17 protein-coding genes and 1 pseudogene are annotated in these 19,843 nt (G+C 57.2%); 13 read left to right on the top strand and 5 right to left on the bottom strand.

The features are described 5' to 3' along the window. The first annotated feature begins 8 nt into the window (after positions 1-8). From IQ265_RS01880 to hemL, 3 genes are all read left to right on the top strand, one after another. The gene (locus IQ265_RS01880; protein ID WP_194050501.1) at positions 9-836 is read left to right on the top strand and encodes an ion transporter; all 828 of its coding nucleotides are present in this window, start codon (positions 9-11) and stop codon (positions 834-836) included. A gap of 230 nt (positions 837-1,066) precedes the next feature. Further along, complete coding sequence (gene ftsE, locus IQ265_RS01875; RefSeq protein WP_194050500.1) at positions 1,067-1,903, top strand: cell division ATP-binding protein FtsE; 837 nt, start codon at positions 1,067-1,069, stop codon at positions 1,901-1,903. Positions 1,904-2,029: 126 nt separating this feature from the next. Further along, positions 2,030-3,331, top strand: a complete 1,302-nt coding sequence (gene hemL / locus IQ265_RS01870) for a glutamate-1-semialdehyde 2,1-aminomutase (protein WP_194050499.1) — start codon at positions 2,030-2,032, stop codon at positions 3,329-3,331. Positions 3,332-3,443: 112 nt separating this feature from the next. On the opposite strand, the gene apcD is transcribed toward hemL, so the two are convergent. The 4 genes from apcD to IQ265_RS01850 form a co-directional block, all read right to left on the bottom strand. Continuing rightward, positions 3,444-3,929: an allophycocyanin subunit alpha-B gene (gene apcD / locus IQ265_RS01865; protein ID WP_194050498.1), complete on the bottom strand. Its 486-nt coding sequence runs from the start codon at positions 3,927-3,929 to the stop codon at positions 3,444-3,446. Between the two features lie 227 nt (positions 3,930-4,156). Then, positions 4,157-5,104, bottom strand: a complete 948-nt coding sequence (locus IQ265_RS01860; protein WP_194050497.1) for a J domain-containing protein — start codon at positions 5,102-5,104, stop codon at positions 4,157-4,159. A gap of 90 nt (positions 5,105-5,194) precedes the next feature. Continuing rightward, positions 5,195-7,981, bottom strand: coding sequence for a molecular chaperone DnaK (dnaK, locus tag IQ265_RS01855; protein WP_194050496.1), 2,787 nt, complete (start codon positions 7,979-7,981; stop codon positions 5,195-5,197). Between the two features lie 128 nt (positions 7,982-8,109). Continuing rightward, entirely contained in the window at positions 8,110-8,376 is a 267-nt protein-coding gene (locus IQ265_RS01850; protein ID WP_194050495.1) for a hypothetical protein, read from the bottom strand. Between the two features lie 270 nt (positions 8,377-8,646). On the opposite strand from IQ265_RS01850, the gene IQ265_RS01845 reads away from it, so the two are divergent. Continuing rightward, the gene (locus tag IQ265_RS01845; RefSeq protein ID WP_194050494.1) at positions 8,647-9,228 is read left to right on the top strand and encodes a Uma2 family endonuclease; all 582 of its coding nucleotides are present in this window, start codon (positions 8,647-8,649) and stop codon (positions 9,226-9,228) included. A gap of 56 nt (positions 9,229-9,284) precedes the next feature. Here IQ265_RS01845 and IQ265_RS01840 read toward each other — a convergent pair whose 3' ends face one another. After that, positions 9,285-10,580, bottom strand: coding sequence for a C1 family peptidase (locus IQ265_RS01840; protein WP_194050493.1), 1,296 nt, complete (start codon positions 10,578-10,580; stop codon positions 9,285-9,287). 460 nt (positions 10,581-11,040) lie between these two features. Here IQ265_RS01840 and IQ265_RS01835 point away from each other — a divergent pair, with 460 nt between their 5' ends. From IQ265_RS01835 to IQ265_RS01795, 9 genes and pseudogenes are all read left to right on the top strand, one after another. After that, positions 11,041-11,292, top strand: a complete 252-nt coding sequence (locus IQ265_RS01835; RefSeq protein ID WP_194050492.1) for a UPF0175 family protein — start codon at positions 11,041-11,043, stop codon at positions 11,290-11,292. Further along, positions 11,289-11,777: a DUF3368 domain-containing protein gene (locus IQ265_RS01830; protein ID WP_194050491.1), complete on the top strand. Its 489-nt coding sequence runs from the start codon at positions 11,289-11,291 to the stop codon at positions 11,775-11,777. The genes IQ265_RS01835 and IQ265_RS01830 overlap by 4 nt, the downstream gene beginning before the upstream one ends. Positions 11,778-11,877: 100 nt before the next feature. Next, a complete protein-coding gene (locus tag IQ265_RS01825; RefSeq protein WP_194050490.1) occupies positions 11,878-14,379 on the top strand; it encodes a GH116 family glycosyl hydrolase in 2,502 nt (833 codons plus the stop codon). A 68-nt stretch (positions 14,380-14,447) separates the two neighbouring features. Continuing rightward, positions 14,448-14,660 (top strand): type II toxin-antitoxin system VapB family antitoxin, encoded by a 213-nt coding sequence (locus tag IQ265_RS01820; protein ID WP_194050630.1) that lies wholly within the window; start codon positions 14,448-14,450, stop codon positions 14,658-14,660. Next, positions 14,647-15,045, top strand: coding sequence for a PIN domain nuclease (locus IQ265_RS01815; protein ID WP_194050489.1), 399 nt, complete (start codon positions 14,647-14,649; stop codon positions 15,043-15,045). The genes IQ265_RS01820 and IQ265_RS01815 overlap by 14 nt, the downstream gene beginning before the upstream one ends. A gap of 118 nt (positions 15,046-15,163) precedes the next feature. Next, positions 15,164-16,027 (top strand): DUF4230 domain-containing protein, encoded by an 864-nt coding sequence (locus tag IQ265_RS01810; RefSeq protein WP_194050488.1) that lies wholly within the window; start codon positions 15,164-15,166, stop codon positions 16,025-16,027. Positions 16,028-16,035: 8 nt separating this feature from the next. Next, positions 16,036-16,833: pseudogene (locus tag IQ265_RS01805) on the top strand (glutathione S-transferase family protein). Positions 16,834-16,836: 3 nt separating this feature from the next. Next, entirely contained in the window at positions 16,837-18,117 is a 1,281-nt protein-coding gene (locus IQ265_RS01800; RefSeq protein WP_194050487.1) for an FAD-binding oxidoreductase, read from the top strand. A gap of 61 nt (positions 18,118-18,178) precedes the next feature. Then, positions 18,179-19,792 carry a cyclic peptide export ABC transporter gene (locus IQ265_RS01795; RefSeq protein WP_194050486.1) on the top strand — a complete coding sequence of 538 codons (1,614 nt, stop codon included), beginning with the start codon at positions 18,179-18,181 and terminating at the stop codon, positions 19,790-19,792. The last annotated feature ends 51 nt before the right edge of the window (positions 19,793-19,843 follow it).

Here is a 19,843-nt window from a genome sequence, read left to right as displayed (position 1 = left end):
TTGACACCATGGAAGAGATCTTAGACGAGCAACAAGACACCTGGCGCAATGGTCAAAAACCCGCGCTACGCGATCGCCTGCGCAGCGAATTGAACACTACCGACACCCTGGCGGGTCGGCTAATCAACGGCGCGATCGTGCTGCTAATTTTTCTATCTGCCGTCATTTTTGTCCTCAAAACCTACCCAATTCCGCCCACCCTCGACAACTGGTTAAATCGCCTCGATTGGGTGATTGTGCTGGCCTTTACCCTCGAATATGGGCTGCGACTTTGGGTGGCCAAGCGCCCCTGGTACTACGCCCTCAGCCTCTACGGTTTAATCGATCTAATTGCCATCCTGCCCTCCTGGATTGGCGTCTTTGACATTCGCTTTTTGCGCTTTTTTAGATCGCTGCGAATTTTACGCCTGGTGCACATTTTCAATAATCGGCTGTGGTTTGGCCGAGTGACCAGTGCCGACAGCCTGATCCTAATTCGCATTTTGTTGACCCTGGGCACGATTATTTTTATTTACTCTGGCCTCATTTTTCAGGTCGAAAACCCCAGTAATCCAGAAGACTTTGGCACGTTTTTAGATGCGCTCTATTTTGCTGTCGTCACCATGACCACGGTTGGCTATGGCGATGTCACCCCCATCTCCGAAGCCGGGCGAGGGCTAACAGTCATGATGATTCTGACCGGCATTGCGCTCATTCCCACCCAGGTCAGCAGCCTGATTCGGCAGCTGGGCAAAGTGGGGCAGCCCCAGCACCTGCCCTGCCCCGGCTGTGGCCTTAATCCCCACGACAACGATGCCCTGTTTTGCAAACGCTGCGGTACTCTTCTAGAGTCCTAGTTTGCGATCGCCTCCCGTCTTCAAACAGTCCCCCAAAGCGCTGTCTCCTGAGTAACAAAACATAACGATTATTGAAAAAACAAATATGCCTTTTGCCGGGCACAGTCTTTCCGGTACAATGGCCACCCAAAAGCCATGTCAGCCCTATCCCCGGCGCTGGCTGCGCAGTTCATACGTTTCAGCTAGGCTTAGTCCCGAGCCAGCCCAACCCACCTCAGTTAGGACGTTCCATGACCTCTGTGCTCCACCGCCCCACCGACGACACCAAACTCTCCAGCCTTCCCGAGGAAGTCAGAGCCAGACTGCAAGACCGCTTCAAGCTTGTAGTACCCGCTCGCTCCGCTGCCGACCCATCCCCCTCTCCCGTGATTGAAGAGGCCCCGAACAATCCCGATGTCCAGCCTATTGTCTCGCTGACCAATGTAGAAAAAATCTACACCAACGGCAGCAAAGCCCTCACTGGCGTCAATTTAACGGTTAACCCCGGCGATTTTCTCTTTGTTACCGGCCCGTCGGGCTCTGGCAAATCAACCCTACTCAAGCTGCTCTACGGCTACGAGCGCCCTACCAACGGCAACATTTTGGTCAGCGACGAGCCAATTTCTAACCTACGCGGCAATCGCCTGGCCATGATGCGTCGCCGTATCGGCGTGGTATTCCAAGACTACAAACTCATTCCCAAGCGCACCGTGGCCGAGAATGTGGCCTTTGTGCTGTGGGCCCAGGGCTTCACCCGCAAAGAAATTCATCGTCGCCTCTGGCCTACCCTCAAAATGGTGGGGCTACAGGGCAAGGCCCAGTGCTTCCCTGACGAGCTGTCTGGGGGCGAGCAGCAGCGGGTCAGCATTGCCCGGGCTGTGGTCAACACCCCACCCCTGCTGCTGGCAGACGAGCCTACCGGCAACCTGGACGCCGACAACTCCCTTCAGGTAATCAAGATTCTCAAGAAGCTTAACTCCATTGGCATTACCGTCATCGTCACCACCCACGACGAACATCTGGTGCGAATCTCCAACCATCCCGTTGTGCAGATCAAGAACGGCCGCCTGCACCACCTGCGCCGCTAACGCTACATTCCTTAACATCTAGCGGTACGCCTTATCCAATCAATAGGATAATGATCAGAGCTAACATTCAGACGGCCCAACAAGTTTGAGGCGTCGGATGATTTTGGACTCTGAGAGGAACGTGCCTTGGTCAGTACAGCCCCGTTTAAGACAGCAAAATCACAAGAAATTTTTACCGCCGCCCAAAACCTCATGCCCGGTGGCGTTAGCTCTCCGGTACGAGCATTTAAGTCGGTGGGCGGGCAGCCCATCGTGTTCGATCGCGTCAAGGGTGCCTACATTTGGGATGTAGACGGCAACCAATACATCGATTACGTAGGCACCTGGGGGCCCGCCATCTGTGGCCATGCCCACCCTGAAGTACTGGCAGCCCTGTCGGCAGCGCTTGAAAAAGGCACCAGCTTCGGTGCCCCCTGCTATCTCGAAAACGTGCTGGCCGAAATGGTGATCCAGGCCGTGCCCAGCATTGAAATGGTGCGCTTCGTCAACTCCGGCACCGAGGCCTGTATGGCTGTGCTGCGGCTGATGCGCGCCTATACCGGACGCAACAAAATCATCAAGTTCTCGGGCTGCTACCACGGCCACGCCGACATGTTCCTCGTGCAGGCCGGCTCCGGCGTCGCTACCCTGGGCCTGCCCGATTCCCCAGGGGTGCCCAAGTCGGCCACCAGCGACACCCTCACCGCCCCCTACAACGACCTTGAAGCGGTCAAGGCCCTCTTTGCCCAAAACCCCGACGAAATCGCCGGGGTGATTCTAGAGCCTGTGGTAGGTAACGCTGGGTTTATTACCCCCGATGGCGGCTTTTTAGAGGGGCTGCGAGAAATTACCCGCGAAAACGATGCCCTGCTGGTGTTTGACGAAGTCATGACCGGCTTCCGGATTGCCTACGGCGGTGCCCAGGCTAAGTTCAACATCACCCCCGACCTCACTACGCTGGGCAAAGTAATCGGCGGCGGGCTGCCGGTTGGAGCCTACGGTGGTCGCCGCGACATTATGGAAATGGTGGCTCCCGCTGGCCCGGTGTACCAGGCAGGTACCCTGTCGGGTAACCCCTTGGCCATGACGGCGGGCATCAAAACCCTGGAGCTGCTGCAGCGACCGGGTACCTACGACGAGCTAGACCGACTGACTAAAAAGCTCATTGAAGGGCTCCTTCAGGTCGCTAGGGATACGGGTCATGAGGTCTGCGGTGGCCACATCAGCGCCATGTTTGGCATGTTCTTCCACCCCGGCCCCATTACTAAGTTTGAAGATGCCAAGGGGTCTGACCTGGAGAAGTTTAGCCGCTTTCACCGGGGCATGCTGGAGCGCGGTGTGTACCTGGCTCCGTCACAGTACGAGGCGGGCTTTACCTCCCTGGCCCACACCGATGAGGATATTGACGCCACGATCGCAGCCGCCCGCGATGTACTAGCAACTCTGTAAATCTCTTTCGGTCGGTGCGTCATCGATTGGAATGACGCACCCGAGGAAATTAACCTACCTAAAACGAAACCCCGGATTCTTGAGGAATCCGGGGTTTTTAGATTTTCTATACCTACGACATGGCCTGGATGATGTAGTCGAAGTAGGGGGCCGCTTCGGCGGCGTCTTCGTCAGACAGCAGGTTTAGCGAGGCGTCTTTGAGGCAGCGGATGGCTTCAGCCATACCGGGCACAGGGACATCGAGGGCGTTGTACATTTCGCGGACGCCCACGATACCAATGGCTTCAATGGGAGTTTGGTCGCCAGCCAGCACACCGTAGGTAACTAAGCGCAGGTACCAGCCGTAGTCGCGAATACAGAGGGCGCGCTGCTTCTGGCCGTAGGCATTGCCGCCGGGGGCAATAAAGTCGGGCCGCCGCCGCCATAGCTCTCTGCTGGCCTGGTCAACAATCTTTTTTTCGTTCTCAGAGAGCATTGCGGCAATGCGGGTGCGCTGCTCGCCGGTTTTCAAAAAGTCTTCAATCGCCTTGAGCTCGCCGGTGGTTGGGTAGCGCAGCTCGTCGTCGGCATTCAAAATAACTTGGCTAACAACAGACATAGTTAAAAATGACGGGGATGACCTTTTTCATTGCTAGTTTAGCGACTCGGGGGTCGCTAGGGAAAGTTAAATTCTCATTTAGTTGGCCATGCCTGAGCATGGCTAGGGCGATCGCCGGGGTCAGGAACCAGGCAAAACCATCTATTTTGTCTGAGTTTTGTCGCTTTTGCTCACTATTCTTTCCCTGAGCGACCCAGGAAACTCTGTAACGCTTCGCAACAATTGCGCTAGCTGAACAGGTCGGCGCGGGGGCGAAACCGCTCAGTCTGGCGCAGTTCCTCGTAGAGAGCTTTTTCGCGATCGCTCAATTCCCTCGGCACCACAATCTCTAGCTCCACAATTTGATCGCCGCGTCGTTCTTGCCCCGCTAAATAGCCTCGCCCCGGCAGCTGAATAATTTGCCCGGTTTGCGCCCCCTGAGGCAGAGTGCTGCGCACAGGGCCATCGAGGGTGGGAATATCGATGGTGCTGCCCAGGGCGGCCTCGCTAGGCGTGATGGGTACCCGACAGTACACGTCGTTGCCCCGCAGGGTGTAGAAGGGGTGCGGGTCAACCTGAATGCGCAAGTAGAGGTTGCCGCCGCCAATGCCCTGGCCCCGCAGGCGAATGCGCTGGCCGGTAACCATACCAGCGGGCATGTTGACCTCTAGCGATCGCCCGTCCTCCAGGCGAATGCGCTCGCGCCCGCCCCGGAAGGCTTTTTCTAGGGGAACGGTGAGGTCGGCCTCAGCATCGCGGCGGCCGGTGGGGGTAGTTGGTGCGTAGGTAGCCGTGTTGGCGGCATAGCCATCGTCGCTAGCACTACGGCGGGCCGGGCGACGGTTGAGGAGCTGGTCGACAAAAACATTGAAGTCGGGAAATTCACCAAAGCCAAAGTCTTCGAGGGAGATGCGCCCGCCGAAGATATCGCCAACGACCGACTTGCCCTGGCCCTTCTTAAAGCCCTCCTGCTGCCAGTACTCGCTAAACTTCTCATACTGGGCCCGCTTTTCGTCGTCAGAGAGGACGGTGTAGGCTTCGCTCAGCAGCTTGAAGTGATCCTCTGCGGCCTGGTCGCCGGGGTTGAGGTCGGGGTGGTACTGCCGCGCTAGCTTGCGGTAGGCCTGTTTAATGTCGCTAAAGGTCGCTTCTCTAGAAACCCCCAGAATGTCGTAGTAGTTCCGAAAGTTCTCCATGGGGAGGGGATGGGTGGGCGGATAGGGGAATGGTTGCGGGAACGGGTGGCTGACTGCCCTAGCCCGTTGCCCCTGGACAACGTTGGATGACTAGAGCCATTCGTCGCGATCGCTCCAGTTGTCGTCATCATAGCGGGGAGCCGGTCGGCGATTTGCAGCGCGTTCGGCTTCAAAATCGCTGGGCACACCCCGCTCGGGGGCGGCTGGCGGTCGGGGGCGGCTTTCCGGAGCCCGTGACTCTGGGGGGCGGCTGGGCGGTGCTGACTGACCCCAAGGATCGTCGTCCCAGTTGTTTGGCGGGGTAGCCGGAGACTGGCTGGGGCGACCATACGGGTCGTAGCTCTGACCGTCAGCAGCACTATCATTGCGGTAATCAGCCGCACCGTAGTCTGAGCCGTAGCCTGAATTGGGTGAACTGGGACGATCGTAGCGATCGCTGTAGCCTGAGCTACCATAGCCCGATTCGTCATAACTGGGGCGGGAGGGCTCAGAATTGGGCGATCGCGCTGCGTCCCCATTGGAGAATTGGCCGTAGTCTGAGCGACCATAGTTTTGGTCATAGTCCTGACGGTCATAGTCTGAGCGCCCATAGTCTGAGCGGCCATAATCCTGTTGGCTATAGCCCTGCTGACCGTAGCTCGATTGCCCGTAGTCCTGACGACCATAGTCAGAAGCGGGAGGCTGGTTGGGTTCTGGTGGGCGGTTGCCCGATGAAGGCGCTGCGCGGTCGTAGCCAGAGCTGTCGTAGCCGCGGTCAATATCGCGACTGTCGCCATAGCCCTGACTGCCATAGCCTGGGTCACTATAGCCCTGGCTCCCGTAGCCCTGACCGCTGTACCCGGTCGTGCCGTAGGCGCGGTTATCGTAGGCTGGACTGCCGTAGCGCGGCCCACCCGCTCCACCCCGGTTGTCGTAGTCCCAGTCGTCGTCCCAGCTGCCCCAGGAGGCATTGCCCTGGTACCCGTAGTTGGGCCGTGCGTCTAAGTCGTCGTCAAAGGAGAAGGTTTTCTTTAGAGTGCTGCCAATTTGGCCCAAAATTCCGCCTTCGGGAGCCTCGTCCGCCTCGTACAGATAGGCCTCGCGGTTGAGGTCGTAGAGTTCGTCTTGCAGTTCAGCCTGGGCAATGTCGATGCCGCGCTCGTCGCTTTGCTCCAGGTAGTCGCGCAGCTCTTGCACTAGCCCCTCAATGCGGCGACGGCGATCGCGGGCAAACTGCATACCAAAGTCGAGGGCCACCTCCCGCAGCAGTCGCTCAGCTTGGAAGGTCAGCGCTTCGGCTCGGTTGCGCTTTTCGACCCGCTCGCGTTGGAGGCGATCGGTTTCGGCAAATTCCTCCGCCTCGCGGATCATGCGCTGCACTTCGCCTTCTTCTAGGTTGGAGGCACCCTGCACCGTCAGACTCTGCTCGCGCCCGGTCGTCTTATCCATCGCCGAGACTTGTAGAATGCCGTTGGCGTCGATATCAAAAGACACCAGCACTTGAGGCACACCGCGCGGGGCAGGGGGAATGCCCATCAGCTTGAAACGACCTAGGGATTTGTTGTCGGCCCCCATCTCGCGCTCGCCCTGGAGCACATGCACCTCTACCGAGGTCTGGTTATTTTCAGAAGTGGAGAAAATATCCGATCGCCGCACCGGAATGGTGGTGTTGCGCGGAATCACCTTCTTCATCACGCCGCCGATGGTCTCGAGGCCCAGGGACAGCGACGTGACATCGAGCAGCATGATATCCTGCACTTCCTGGGTGATGATGCCCGCCTGCACGGCAGCACCCACGGCTACAGCTTCGTCTGGGTTGACCGCCTGGCTGGGTTCGAGACCAATCAGGCCGCGTACCAAATCTTGCACCATAGGCATCCGGCTGCCGCCGCCCACCAACACCACCTCGTCAATGTCATCGGGGGTGAGGCCCGCATCGCTGAGGGCCTGCTTGAGGGGCGCGCGCAGGGCGCTGACCAGATCGCCGCAGAGGCCTTCGAACTGCGATCGGCTTAAGCGTGTCTCAATATGCTTGGGGCCCTCGGGGCTAGCGGTGATGAAGGGCAGGCTAATCTCGGTGCTGGCCACGCCAGACAGCTCAATCTTCGCTTTTTCCGCCGCTTCGGTCAGACGCTGGAGTGCCTGACGATCTTTACGCAGGTCAATGCCTTCCTTCTCAAGAAATTCATCGGCCAGCCAGTCGACAATTTTGGTGTCAAAGTTGGTGCCCCCCAGCTGGGTATCGCCTGAGGTCGATCGCACCTCAAACACCCCATCGCCCACGTCCAGAATCGATACGTCGAAGGTGCCGCCCCCCAGGTCAAACACCAAAATAGTTTCGTTCTGGGCCTGATCGAGACCGTAGGCCAGCGCTGCCGCCGTGGGCTCGTTGAGAATGCGCTTGACCTCTAGTCCCGCGATGCGCCCGGCATTGCGGGTAGCCTGGCGCTGGGCGTCATTAAAGTAAGCAGGTACAGTAATTACCGCCCCGGTCACCGGCTGACCCAGGTAGCGGCTGGCCTCATCGGCCAGCTTGCGCAGCACAATGGCCGAAATTTCTTCGGGGGCAAAGTCTTTTTCGAGCCGGGGGCAGCGAACTTTGACGTTGCCTAGATCATCGCGGCGAATGGTGTAGGGCACTCGCTTAGACGATGGGTCTAGCTCAGCGTAGCGGCGACCCATATAGCGCTTGACGCTATAGAAGGTGTTCTGGGGGTTCAGCACCGCTTGCCGTCGGGCCATTTGCCCCACCAGCCGCTCGCCCTCTTTGCTAAAAGCCACTACCGAGGGCGTAGTCCGCATCCCTTCGGCGTTGGCAATCACCACCGGCTTGCCACCCTCCATTACAGAGACCACTGAGTTGGTCGTGCCCAGGTCGATGCCAACTACTTTTCCCATTCGCTCTGGCGTCTCCTTATCTGTCTGTCTGCGTGCTCAATGCAGGTTAGCACCGAGGGGGCGTTGCTTCTGCCAACCTACTTACATCAACTTTCTTAATGATAGTCTGTCTCGGGCTGGCCTAGATTCTACATCCCGCCTTCTAGGTAGGCCTCACGGTTGAGGTCATAGAGTTCGTCCTGCAGCTTGGCCTGGGCTATGTCAATGCCGCGTTCGTCGTTCTGCTCTAGGTCGTTCTGCTCTAGGTAGCCGCGCAGCTCCTGTAACAGCCCTTCGATGCGGCGACGGCGATCGCGGGCAAACTGCATACCAAAATCAAGCGCTACCTCCCGCAACAGCCGCTCAGCCTGGAAGGTGAGTGCTTCGGCCTGGTTGCGCTTCTCGGCCTGTCCCATTCACTCTGGCGTCTCCTTATCTGTCGGACTGCATGCTCAATGAAGGTCAGCACCGGGAGGGCATCACTTCTGCCTCGACTTGCTTAATCATAGTTTGTCACAGGCTGGCCTAGATTCTATCGCATGGTCTGAGGAGCAGAGGATGAGGAAGACAAGGGATAGCTAATCTTGATTTTTGAGATGTTGAGCGACATTTGCTTAGTGCTTATAGATAGACTGAAGAAGACGTTCAAATACTGAGCGCTAGTTAGTTCTCCATTTGTTTGTCCTATGGTGCAGACTCGGCCAAGATTCTATAGCTTTGACGACTATCTGGCCTATGACGACGGCACAGAGAACGTTTACGAGCTATTTAATGGAGAGTTAATTGAGGTGCCGCCAGAGTCAGGGCAAAACGTGCAGATTGCCAATCGCTTGCTGCTGATCTTTGCACTGCTGTTAGGAATAGACCGAGTGCGGGGTCACGGCCTAGAGCTTGAGGTCAGGGGCGAGCCGAAGAATCGCTACCCCGACCTGACGGTAATTCAGCCCGAACACATTCAGCTCCTGGCCAAGCGCAACACCATTCGCCTGACGATGCCGCCGCCGACCCTAGTAGTCGAGGTGGTTAGCCCTGGGGAACTGCAGTGGGAGCGCGACTACATCGCTAAACGCGCCCAGTATGAAGATTTAGGCATTCCAGAATATTGGATTATTAACCCTCAAGACCAGACGGTGCTGGTACTGGCACAGCAGGGCCAGGGATTCACAGCTGTGGGTACCTTTGCGGGCAATCAGCAGCTAGAATCGCTCCAGTTCGCAAACTTAAACCTTACGGCAGCTCAACTTTTTGTCGCGGGTGCTCAGGAATAGTTCTATTTTTGTAGAGTGCGTCACGTGAGGCAATGACGCACCGCAGCTCACCCTATTTATTCTTCTTCGGAGTAATCTTCCTCCGCTTCAGATTCCTCGTTTTCTTCCTCAAGCTCTTCCTCAGAATAATCCTCTTCTTCGGGTTCTTCTTCCTCAGATTCTTCCGCTTCAAATTCTTCTTCGGAGTAGTCTTCCTCCGCTTCAGATTCTTCTTCGGAGTAGTCTTCTTCGGTTTCTTCCGCCTCAGAATCATTGCCGTAGCTAAAGCTGTAGGCATCATCTACAGCGTAGTCCTGGCATAGAGCATCAAGGGTTTCGATGAATTCGGTGGCGTCATCGATGGGTAGATCAAAGTTAAGAATGTCTAGCCGGTAGGGGCTGCCTTCGGATTCTTCATACCCGTAGTCGAAGTAGTAGTCGTCCTCGCTTTCAACGTAGTTTAGGCAGAGGGCTTCGAGTGCCTCTGTAAAGCCCTCTGGGTCTTCGGTGTGGATGTAGAACTCGTAGAGTAAAAGGGAGCTATCGTCGGCAAAGAATGACTCGTCGTCCTCCCAAACTTCGGTGCTAAAGTCTAGGTCGCTGAGCGATTTGATGATCCAAGAATCGTGACCGTTGTAGTCGTCGTGGATGACGTAATCGTAGGGAACGTAGCAGTAGCCGCGATCGCCCCACTCCGGCCCCCAGGAATTGCGCACAATGAACATGCGGTCTTTATCGGAGTAGCCCACGCACAGCATGGCGTGCCAGCCGTGAGTTTCACGCACGTTGTCGGAGCGCTTGGGCTGAGGCACCCGGCCTTTATTACGGGTGGCCTCGTCAAACGACTCAAAGGTATTGAGGGCAAAGGCGATGGGGTAGCCCTCAGCCAGGGTGTGCCGCCAGAGGTCTAGATCGGTGTCAATGGTCTCGGCCTCAATGATTTTGAAGTTGGCGGCGTGGTCATAGGCATCGGCATCGGGTTCAGTAAAGATCAGGTCTTCGTCGTTGGGCCAGAGATCTTCGGAACAGGCACCGTGCTGCATCAGGGTTTCGATCGCGCAGTACATCTGAGTGCCGCCGTCTTCATTGTGGCTGCCGGTCTGCGATCGCGCGTTGTAGTACACAAACAGGCGACTAACGTCGGCGGCATCCCCCAGGTCGCGCTTGGCCAGATACTCGTAGGCCCCTACAAAGGCGTTGGCTACGCAGCTGTTGCCAACCTGCGCTTCTACCTCAGTCATATGCTTACGCAGATCTACTCGAGGGGGCAGATTCACCTTCCTAAACCGACCGATTTGGTGATGTTTGACGTTGTCTGGCTTTTCACCCGGTTTATAACCGCCAATACGAAACTTGCGGTTCTGCGTAAACATACCGGTAACCTCGAAGGAATAGTCTCTCTAGCATTCCCGTCGCAGACAGGCCAGAAACAGCGCCTAAACAATTGCCCAAAGTGAGCACGGAAAACATCGAGGGATATCTTTATGTGATGTCATAGGATATCTGTAGCAGCAGCATGGGTATAAAAGTATTTGTTGGCTTTCATAGATCTGGCGAGAAAACACATATAAAACAAGCACATAGCCTGCACTATTGGCCTATGACAGAGGAGTCATCAGAACTCGCCTCGGCGAGAACTTGTATGGTGACCACACTTTTTAGCTCACACCATCAAAGGTTGCAGGTTTTTTTGAATGAATTCCAAATTTATTTGACCATTAACGCTTTGCCAACAAAAAGCCCAAAGAAACTTAGGTTTCAGAGATAAACACCTGCATTCACGCCATAAAAGTCCGGTTTCAAATAGCACCAGTATTGCGCCAACTCTCCACTATGAAAATCGCCCTTAATATTCCAGATGAGATTGCTCAAGACCCTACCTTTTCTAGAGCCAACTGGCTAAGAGAAATTGCGATCGCCCTGTTTGAGCAGGAGCAGGTCACGCTGGGGGGTGCCAGCCAAATTGCTGACATGCACCTGATGGAGTTTCAAAAATATGTCGGCAATTGCGGTGGTTGCATTCACTACGACGTGCAAGAATTTGACGAAGACATGAAAAACCTGTGGAGCCGAGGTTGGCTATGATCCTAGTAAGCGACGCCTCGTCTTTGGGCAGTTTGGCCTTGATTGATTATCTTTGGCTGTTGGAATCTATCTACGGCACCGTCATTATTTCAGAGGTCGCGGCTAACGATTTAGCAACCGCCAAAAATGCTCGTGTTCAGGCAGTGCTTTCGTCTGGCTGGGTTCACGTGCAGGCCCCCTCGGAACTGGCGATCGCTGAGGCTATGCAGCCGGGTAAACAGCTCGATTTGGGCGAAACCCACGCGATCGCCCTGGCCTTACAGCTCAAGGCCGACGATCTATTGATGAACGAGCGCCGGGGTCGCCAGGTTGCCCATGATCTGGAGCTATCGGTGATCGGTATTTTTGGCATCATTGTCCTGGCTAAAAAAAAGGCGCTAATTCCCAGCGTGCGGCGGTTGATGGATACGCTGGTGGAGCAGGCAGGCTTTCGCATCAGCCATCGGCTGTACCAAAGGATTTTGAGGTTTGCCGACGAAATTTAATAAGTGTTGGGTGATGAAGCTGCGATCGCTGGCCTCATTCGTGATCGGGTTCAATTTTGGGGAGATTCTATAAATTAACCCGCTCCGGTAAAATTCTGGGATGACTGAAACCCTACCTCTTCCCCAAATTCCGTCCCAGGCGTGGCAGCGACCCCTCGGCCAGCCGTGGGAGCACCACTACATCGTGCGCTACGCCAGCAACCTCGACGATGGCCCCAACCACGGAGCACCCCTGGGCGGGCTGGGGGCTGGCTGTGTAGGGCGATCGCCCAGTGGCGACTTCAACCTCTGGCATATAGATGGCGGCGAGCACGTGTTCGGCAGCTTTCCGGGATGCCAGTTTAGCTTGTGGGAGCAGGGGGGCGGCAGAACCCAGACCTACGCTCTCAGCACCCAGCCACCCGAGGATGGCAGTCTGTCGTCGTGGTCGTGGTACCCGGCATCGACCAAGGCTCGCACTACGGGCAGCTACCACGCGCTGTATCCGCGCAGCTGGTACCGCTACGAGAATGTGTTTCGCGCCCAAATTACCTGCGAGCAGATTTCGCCGATCTGGCCCGATAACTACAAAGAAGCTAGCTATCCCGTCGTCGCGTTTGAGTGGACGGCCCATAATCCCACCACCACCCCCATCACCCTGAGCCTGATGGTGAGCTGGCAAAACATGGTGGGCTGGTTCACCAACACGCAAAAATCTCCGGAGGTGCTGCTGCGCGACGACGGCAGCCCCTACTACGACTACGTGCCCGCCCTGGGAAAGAGTGCAGGCAACTTCAACGAATTCATCAACGCCGACGGCCTTAAGGCGCTGGTAATGAATGGGGCTTGGCAGGGCGACCCCAAAGAGGGCAATGGCCAGTGGTGCATCGCCGCGCTGGATGACCCCGGTGTAGAGGTCTCCTACGATTTGCGCTGGAACCCGACGGGCGACGGGCGCGACCTGTGGGATTCGTTCGCCAAACTGGGTCGGCTGATGAATTTGCTGGATACGTCCCCGGCCGAGGAAGGCGAGCAGATCGGCTGTGCGATCGCCCTCCGCTTTACCCTGCAACCCGGCGAAACCCGCCAGATCCCCGTTGCCCTGGCATGGGATTTGCCCGTGACAGAATTTGCCACTGGGGTGAACAACTACCGCCGCTACACCGATTTCTTTGGCACCGATGGCCGCAATGCGCGGGCGATCGCCTTCGATGCCCTGACCGAATACAAAACCTGGCAGCAGGCGATCGCCGCCTGGCAGCAGCCGATTCTCGATCGGCTCGACCTGCCCGACTGGTTCAAAATGGCGCTGTTTAACGAACTGTACGACCTGGCCAGCGGCGGCACCCTGTGGAGCGCCGCTACCGAGGCCGACCCCGTGGGCCAGTTTGCGGTGCTGGAGTGCATCGACTACCGCTGGTACGAAAGCCTGGATGTGCGCCTCTACGGCGGTTTTGCCACCCTGCTGCTGTGGCCCGAGCTAGAGAAAGCCGTGCTGCGCGCCTTTGCTCGCGCCATCCCCGCCCAGGACGATCGCACCCGCATCATCGGCTACTACGTCACCATGGGGCTAGAGCAGCCTCCGGCGAAGCGCAAGCTGAAAGGTGCGACGCCCCACGACCTAGGTGCCCCCAACGAGCACCCCTGGGCGCAGACCAACTACACCAGCTACCAAGACTGCAACCTGTGGAAAGACCTGGGCAGCGACTTTGTGCTCCAGGTTTACCGCGCCTACCAGTTCACTGGGGCGACAGATGTAGCCTTTCTCAAAGACTGCTGGCCAGCGGTGGTCGATACCCTGCAATACCTCAAGCAGTTTGACAAGGACGGCGACGGCATTCCCGAAAACGAGGGGGCTCCCGACCAGACCTTCGACGACTGGCAGCTGAAGGGCATTAGCGCCTACTGCGGCGGGCTGTGGCTGGGGGCAATGGAGGCTGCGATCGCGATCGCAGAAATCCTCACCGCCGCTGGTCTGGCCCCCGGCAACACCCCAATTTTGCTCAGCCAGTACCGCCGCTGGCTCGACAACGGCCTCAAGGCCTACCACCCCAAGCTGTGGAATGGCCGCTACTACCGCCTTGATACGGGCAGCGGCTCGGATGTGGTGATGGCCGACCAGCTCTGCGGCCAGTTTATGGTGCGTCACCTGGGCCTGGCCGATTTAGTTGAGGACGAATTTACCCTGTCGGCCCTCGATGCTATTTACGACGCCTGCTTTGTGAAGTTTAACCAGGTCGTTCAAAGCCAGGAACGGCCGCCTCAGCAAAAGTTTGAGGGAGCACAGCTGGGCAACTTTAGCGCCGCGACGCTGAAAATGGCGATCGGCGCGGCAAATGGTGTGTTGCCCGATGGCAGCCCCGAAGACCCCGACAGCACCCACCAGCAGGAGGTGTGGATCGGCATCAACTTTGGCCTGGCCGCCTTCCTTGCCCAGATGGGCAAGCGGGAAGAGGCCATGGCGATCGCCGAATCCGTCGTGCAGCAGATCTACGCTTACGGTCTGCAATTTCGCACCCCCGAGGCGATTACCGCCCTGGGGACCTACCGTGCCTGCCACTACATGCGCCCCATGGCGATCTGGGGTTTGTACGCTGTGTTAACCGCAGGTCGGAATTTCTAGGTCGGGCTAGGATGGAAGGCGACGCAGCAGCTTTCCTGTTGGATCGTTTTCATGTAGGTCTGTTCCCTATGGAAATTACGCTCAATATCGACGAAAAACTGCTTGAGGAAGCGCTGCAGCTCACAAAGCTCACCAGCCAGGAAGAGTTATTGAGTCTTGCCCTGCAGGAACTTGTCAAATCACGGCGTAAGAAGAACTTGCTCGACCTAGCAGGGAAAATTCGTTTTTCTCCCGATTTTGACCATAAAGCCCTGCGCGAAACTCGCCATGCTGCTGATTGATACATCAGTTTGGATTAGTGTCTTTCGCGATCGCAGCGGTCAAGTGCGCCAGCAGCTTGAAACTTTAATTGCCGCTCGCCAGGTCTTACTCAACCGATTCACTCAGCTGGAACTGCTTCAGGGCAGCTTAAATGAGCAAGAGTGGACAATTCTCTCGACTTATCTCGATGAACAGGACTACGTTGAGCTAACGGCTTCCTCTTGGCAAGCCGCTGCTCGTATTTACTATGATTTACGCCGTCAGGGGTTGACCGTTCGCAGCCCAGTTGACTGTTGCATTGCTCAATCTGCAATCGAAAACGATTTACTTTTAGTTCACAACGATCGCGATTTTGAAACCATTGCTCAAGCTAGACCGCTCCGCAACCTTCGCTTTCAGCCTTAAATCTTGTCTACCCAAAACTCAAGTCTAAGAATAACTCGCAAAAGAAAGTACACTTGAACTATATTTCTCGCCTTCCTTAACATCATCCATTTGTCCGTTTAATACCTACTCTCCGCCCATGCGCCCTGCACCTCCCGATCGCAAACTGCCCGACCCGCTGCCGCCGCGCTTTGTAGACCCCAGCGTTCCGGCTGAGCCTTGGCCTATCCCCACGCCCGTGCCGCCGCCGCCTCGTCGATCGCCCTTTCGGCCCATTCGCACGGTTTTTAACGCGCTGCTCGGTGGCGCGGTGCTGGTGGGCGTTGTGGCGGGGGTTGGGTTTTGGCGCTCGGGCGATCGCTTTCTCGAAGGCGTGCGCATTATGCTTACCCCGGCTCCGGCGGAGCCGCAGGTGGATGTGCGGTCCGTCGTCGTTCAGCAGCTGCGCGGGGCCAGCGAGCTAACCACGGCGATTTTTGCCATGGAGGCAGTGGTGCCAACCAAGAGCGATCGCACCCTGGCGGGCTACGTGATTGGTTCTACCAATTTGCTCTACATTGCCTACGGCGAGGTGCGGGCCGGAGTTGACCTGGCCGAACTCACCGCCGCTAACGTGCAGGTGACCGGCGACGATGCGATTCAGATCACCCTGCCGCCACCCAAAATTCTCGACAGCAAAATTGATCTCAGCAAATCAAACGTGTTTGACTACAGCCGGGGCTTTTTGGGCCTGGGGCCAGATGTGGCCCCCGAGCTGCAAGAGCGTGCCCAGCAGGAAGCCCTAATTAAAATAGAAGAAGCTGCCTGTAGTGAGGGCCTGCTGGCCGAGGCCAACCGCCGTGCCGAGGTCACTGTGGGGCAGTTGCTTGCCACCGCTGGGTTTGAAACCGTCACCGTCACCACCCAGCCACCGACTAATTCCGCCTGTGCAGCGCCTGCAAATAGCGATACAGTGTTACCGGGTTTAGCAGTACCCACTCCGCCCCCAGAACCCGGCCAATAAGGATTGTCATGCTAGAGCTGTACCAGTTTGAAGCCTCCTCTTTCTCCGAAAAGATTCGGCTGATTCTCGACTACAAGCAGGTGCCCTACCGCAAAGTCGAAGTAACCCCTGGTGTAGGGCAGGTTGAAGTGTTTCAGATGTCGGGCCAGCGCCAGGTGCCCGTGCTAAAAGACGGTGAGTTGGTAATTCCCGACTCGACCGCGATCGCGCTTCACCTCGAAAGMKSTYWCYYCGATCGCCCCCTGATCCCCACCGACCCCAAGCAAAAGGGCCTGTGCCTAGCACTAGAAAGCTGGGCCGACGAGGCGATCGTGTCTAAGGCCCGCGTTGTGATGGTCGGTGCCTTTAAGCAGCACCCCAACTTTCGCACCGCCCTGCTGCCCAGCTTTACCCCTGGCCCCCTGCGCGACCTAGTCGGCGCACTGCCCGGCGACATTTTGAACCTGGTGGGCACTGGCGTCGGCTTTGGCCCTGAGGATATCAAAGTAGCCACCGCTGGCCTGCGTCAGGATCTCGAAGCCCTGGTACTGATGCTGCAAAACAGCCCCTACCTACTGGGCGATTCGCCCACCCTGGCCGACTTTGCCGTGGCCGCCGCCACTATGTACCTCAAATTTCCTAGTGCCCAGTACGTCGATTTGCCCAGCGGCATTGGCGGCAAGGGCGTACCCGGCCTGGTGGACGTGCCCGAATATCAAGCCTTCTTTGCGTGGCGCGATCGCCTGTATGCTGAGTTCCGCGCCGCCCGCACCAATGTGCCCCCCGCCAGCCCTGGCAGCGGCCCTACCCCGATCAGCATTGACTAGGGTATGGCCAACGTTGCTGAGATTTTGGGACACGTTGTGGGCAGCGATGCCCTCTTCTCCCCCGATGCCCTTGATCTACCCGCACCCCTAACCCCCGAAGCCGTTGTCTGCCCCGCCACCGAAGCCGAGCTGGCGGCAGTGATGGCCTGCGCCAACAAACACCGCTGGCGAGTTATACCCTGCGGCAGCGGCAGCAAGCTGGCCTGGGGCGGCGTTGGGTCAGGGGTTGATCTCATTGTCAGCACCGCCCGGCTCAACCAGGTGATTGACCACGCGGTGGGCGATATGACCCTCACCGCCCAGGCTGGGGCAAAACTGGCAGATTTAGTGCCCACGCTGGCCCAGCACAACCAGTTTTTGGCCATCGACCCGGCCTACCCTGACCGGGCCACTCTGGGCGGCATTGTCGCCACAGCAGATACTGGTTCGCTGCGTCAGCGCCACGGTGGCCTGCGAGATATGCTGATTGGCATTTCTTTTGTGCGCTACGACGGGCAGGTGGCCAAGGCGGGCGGGCGAGTGGTCAAAAATGTAGCGGGCTACGACCTGATGAAGCTGCTGATTGGCTCCTATGGCACCCTGGGGGTGATTTCTCAGCTCACCTTTCGCCTTTATCCAAGGCAAGATGCCTCTAAAACCGTGGTGGTCACGGGGGCAGCGGGGAAAATGGAATCCCTGGTGACCGCCCTGCGCCTGTCGTCGCTGACCCCGGTGGCTCTAGACATCCTCTCGCCCGCCCTAAGTGCCCGCCTGGGCTATGGCGACACCTTGGCGCTGTTGGCCCGATTTCAATCCATTGCGCCGGGGGTAGAGGAGCAGGTAGGGGCGCTCTCGAAAATGGTGGGAGAGCTTTCGCTCATCGTGCTGGAGGGCGTAGAGGATGAACAGATTTGGGCTACGGTACGTGATATTTTGTTTCCCCAGGTCACAGAACCCCAAACCCCAGAATTCCAGGCAACCGTGGCCAAGGTGGGGGTGTCTCCAGCCAAGGTTACAGCCTGGCTCGATCAGCTAGCTTCTGGTAGCTTAGCTCGCCTGCACGCCGGCAGCGGCCTCGGAACCCTGCGCCTAGCGGAGGCGTCGGTAGAGGAAGTGGAAACCTTGCGATCGCGCTGCGCCGCCAACGGTGGCTATCTCACCCTGATTGAGGCCCCCCTCGCCCTAAAGCAGTCGGCCGAGGTCTGGGGCTACGGCGGCAACGCCCTGGGCGTTATGAAAGCCATCAAAGCTCAGTTTGACCCCCACCATCGCCTCAGCCCGGGTCGCTTTGTCGGCGGCATTTGAGGGATGAATTTCAGGGCTGCCAGCGGGGAGTGACCGAAACCTACGACCTCCAGCAAAACCAATGCAGCTGATCACGTTTTTGCTTCGGTCATCGTGGCTAACGGTCGCGATCGCCATTCTCGCTGGTGGGCTCAGCGGGGCGGGCAGCGCGCTCATGCTGGCCTCGATTAACGCCGCCATTAGCAACCCCGATCACAACACAGACCAACTTCTGCTGGGCTTTGTGGGGTTAGCAGTGCTCACGCTGATCGCGGGCAGTGGCTCCCAAATTTTGCTGGCGCGGCTGTCGCAGCAGGCTATTTACAGAATGCGGCTACAGCTGAGCCAGTGGATTTTGGCTTGCCCCCTGCGCCAGCTCGAAGAACTGGGGGCCAATCGCCTTCTGGCATCGCTGACGGATGATATTGAAGCGATCTCTAGCACGGTCATCAACATTCCCTTTCTGTGCGTCAATGCAGCGCTTGTGCTGGGCTGCCTGGGCTATTTGGCCTGGCTCTCCTTCGGGGTATTTTTGACCATTTTGGTGGTAATTGCGGTGGCGATCGCGATCGTCCAGCTCATGCTCAACCACGTCTATGCCCTGCTAAAACTAGCGCGCAACCAGCAAGATCTTTTGTTTAAGCACTTTCGCGCCGTTACCGACGGCATTAAAGAACTAAAGCTGCACACCGCTCGCCGCAACGCCTTTCTCAATGAGGATTTACATACCACCGCCGCTACCTTTCGAGACTATGAAATTCAGGCTGAAAGCATTGCCGCCGTTACCTTGAACTTCAGCGGACTGCTGTTTTTTGGCATTTTGGGCGTGCTGGTATTTGGGTTGCCGCGCTTTGCCGCTGTCACCACGCCCGTGCTGTCGGCCTATGCCCTCACCATTACCTACTTGGCCCGACCCATCGAAAGCATTATTTCAGTTTTGCCAGTGTTGAGCCGGGGTAGCGTAGCCCTTAAAAAAATCGAGGAATTGGGACTATCCCTCGCCCATCAGGCTGAGCGGCTGCCGTTAGAAACGCTGGCTCCGCACGCATTTCAGCGGCAGATTGAGCTGGTCGATATCACCCACACCTACCACACCGAGCGAGCAGGACAGTTTACCCTCGGCCCAATGAGCTTGTCGTTTCAACCCGGTGAACTAGTCTTTATTGTGGGAGGCAACGGCAGTGGAAAATCGACCCTGGCCAAGCTCATCGCAGGTCTCTACGCCCCCGAATCCGGAGAGGTACGCTGGGATGGCCGTGCCGTTACAGAACAGGACAACAATGCCTATCGCCAGCTTTTCTCTGCCGTGTTTTCAGATTTTTATCTGTTTGAAAGAATGCTCGGCATTCAGATGGATAATCTAGATGCCCAAGCCCAGCAGTACCTAGAGAAACTTCAGCTTGAACACAAAGTTGAGGTCAGCCAGGGAATGCTTTCAACGCTGAACCTGTCCCAGGGGCAGCGAAAACGACTGGCTTTACTGACTGCCTATCTAGAAGACCGCCCCATTTATCTCTTTGACGAATGGGCCTCCGATCAAGATCCGTCCTTTCGAGAAATATTCTACAAGCAGATTTTGCTGGAGCTAAAGCAGCGCGGCAAAACTGTCCTAGTGATTAGCCATGACGATCGCTATTTTTACCTTGCCGATCAGCTGATTAAGCTGGAGTATGGCCAACGAGTTAATGAGTCGTGAGTAAGTAGCCGCAATTTATGATGGGGGGTGTTATCGCTGGCACTTCCCCTT

This window comes from Nodosilinea sp. LEGE 06152, assembly GCF_015207525.1.
Classification (GTDB): domain Bacteria; phylum Cyanobacteriota; class Cyanobacteriia; order Phormidesmidales; family Phormidesmidaceae; genus Nodosilinea.
The sequence above is the reverse complement of the archived record's forward strand: the minus strand, read 5'-3'. Positions and strand labels throughout refer to the sequence as shown.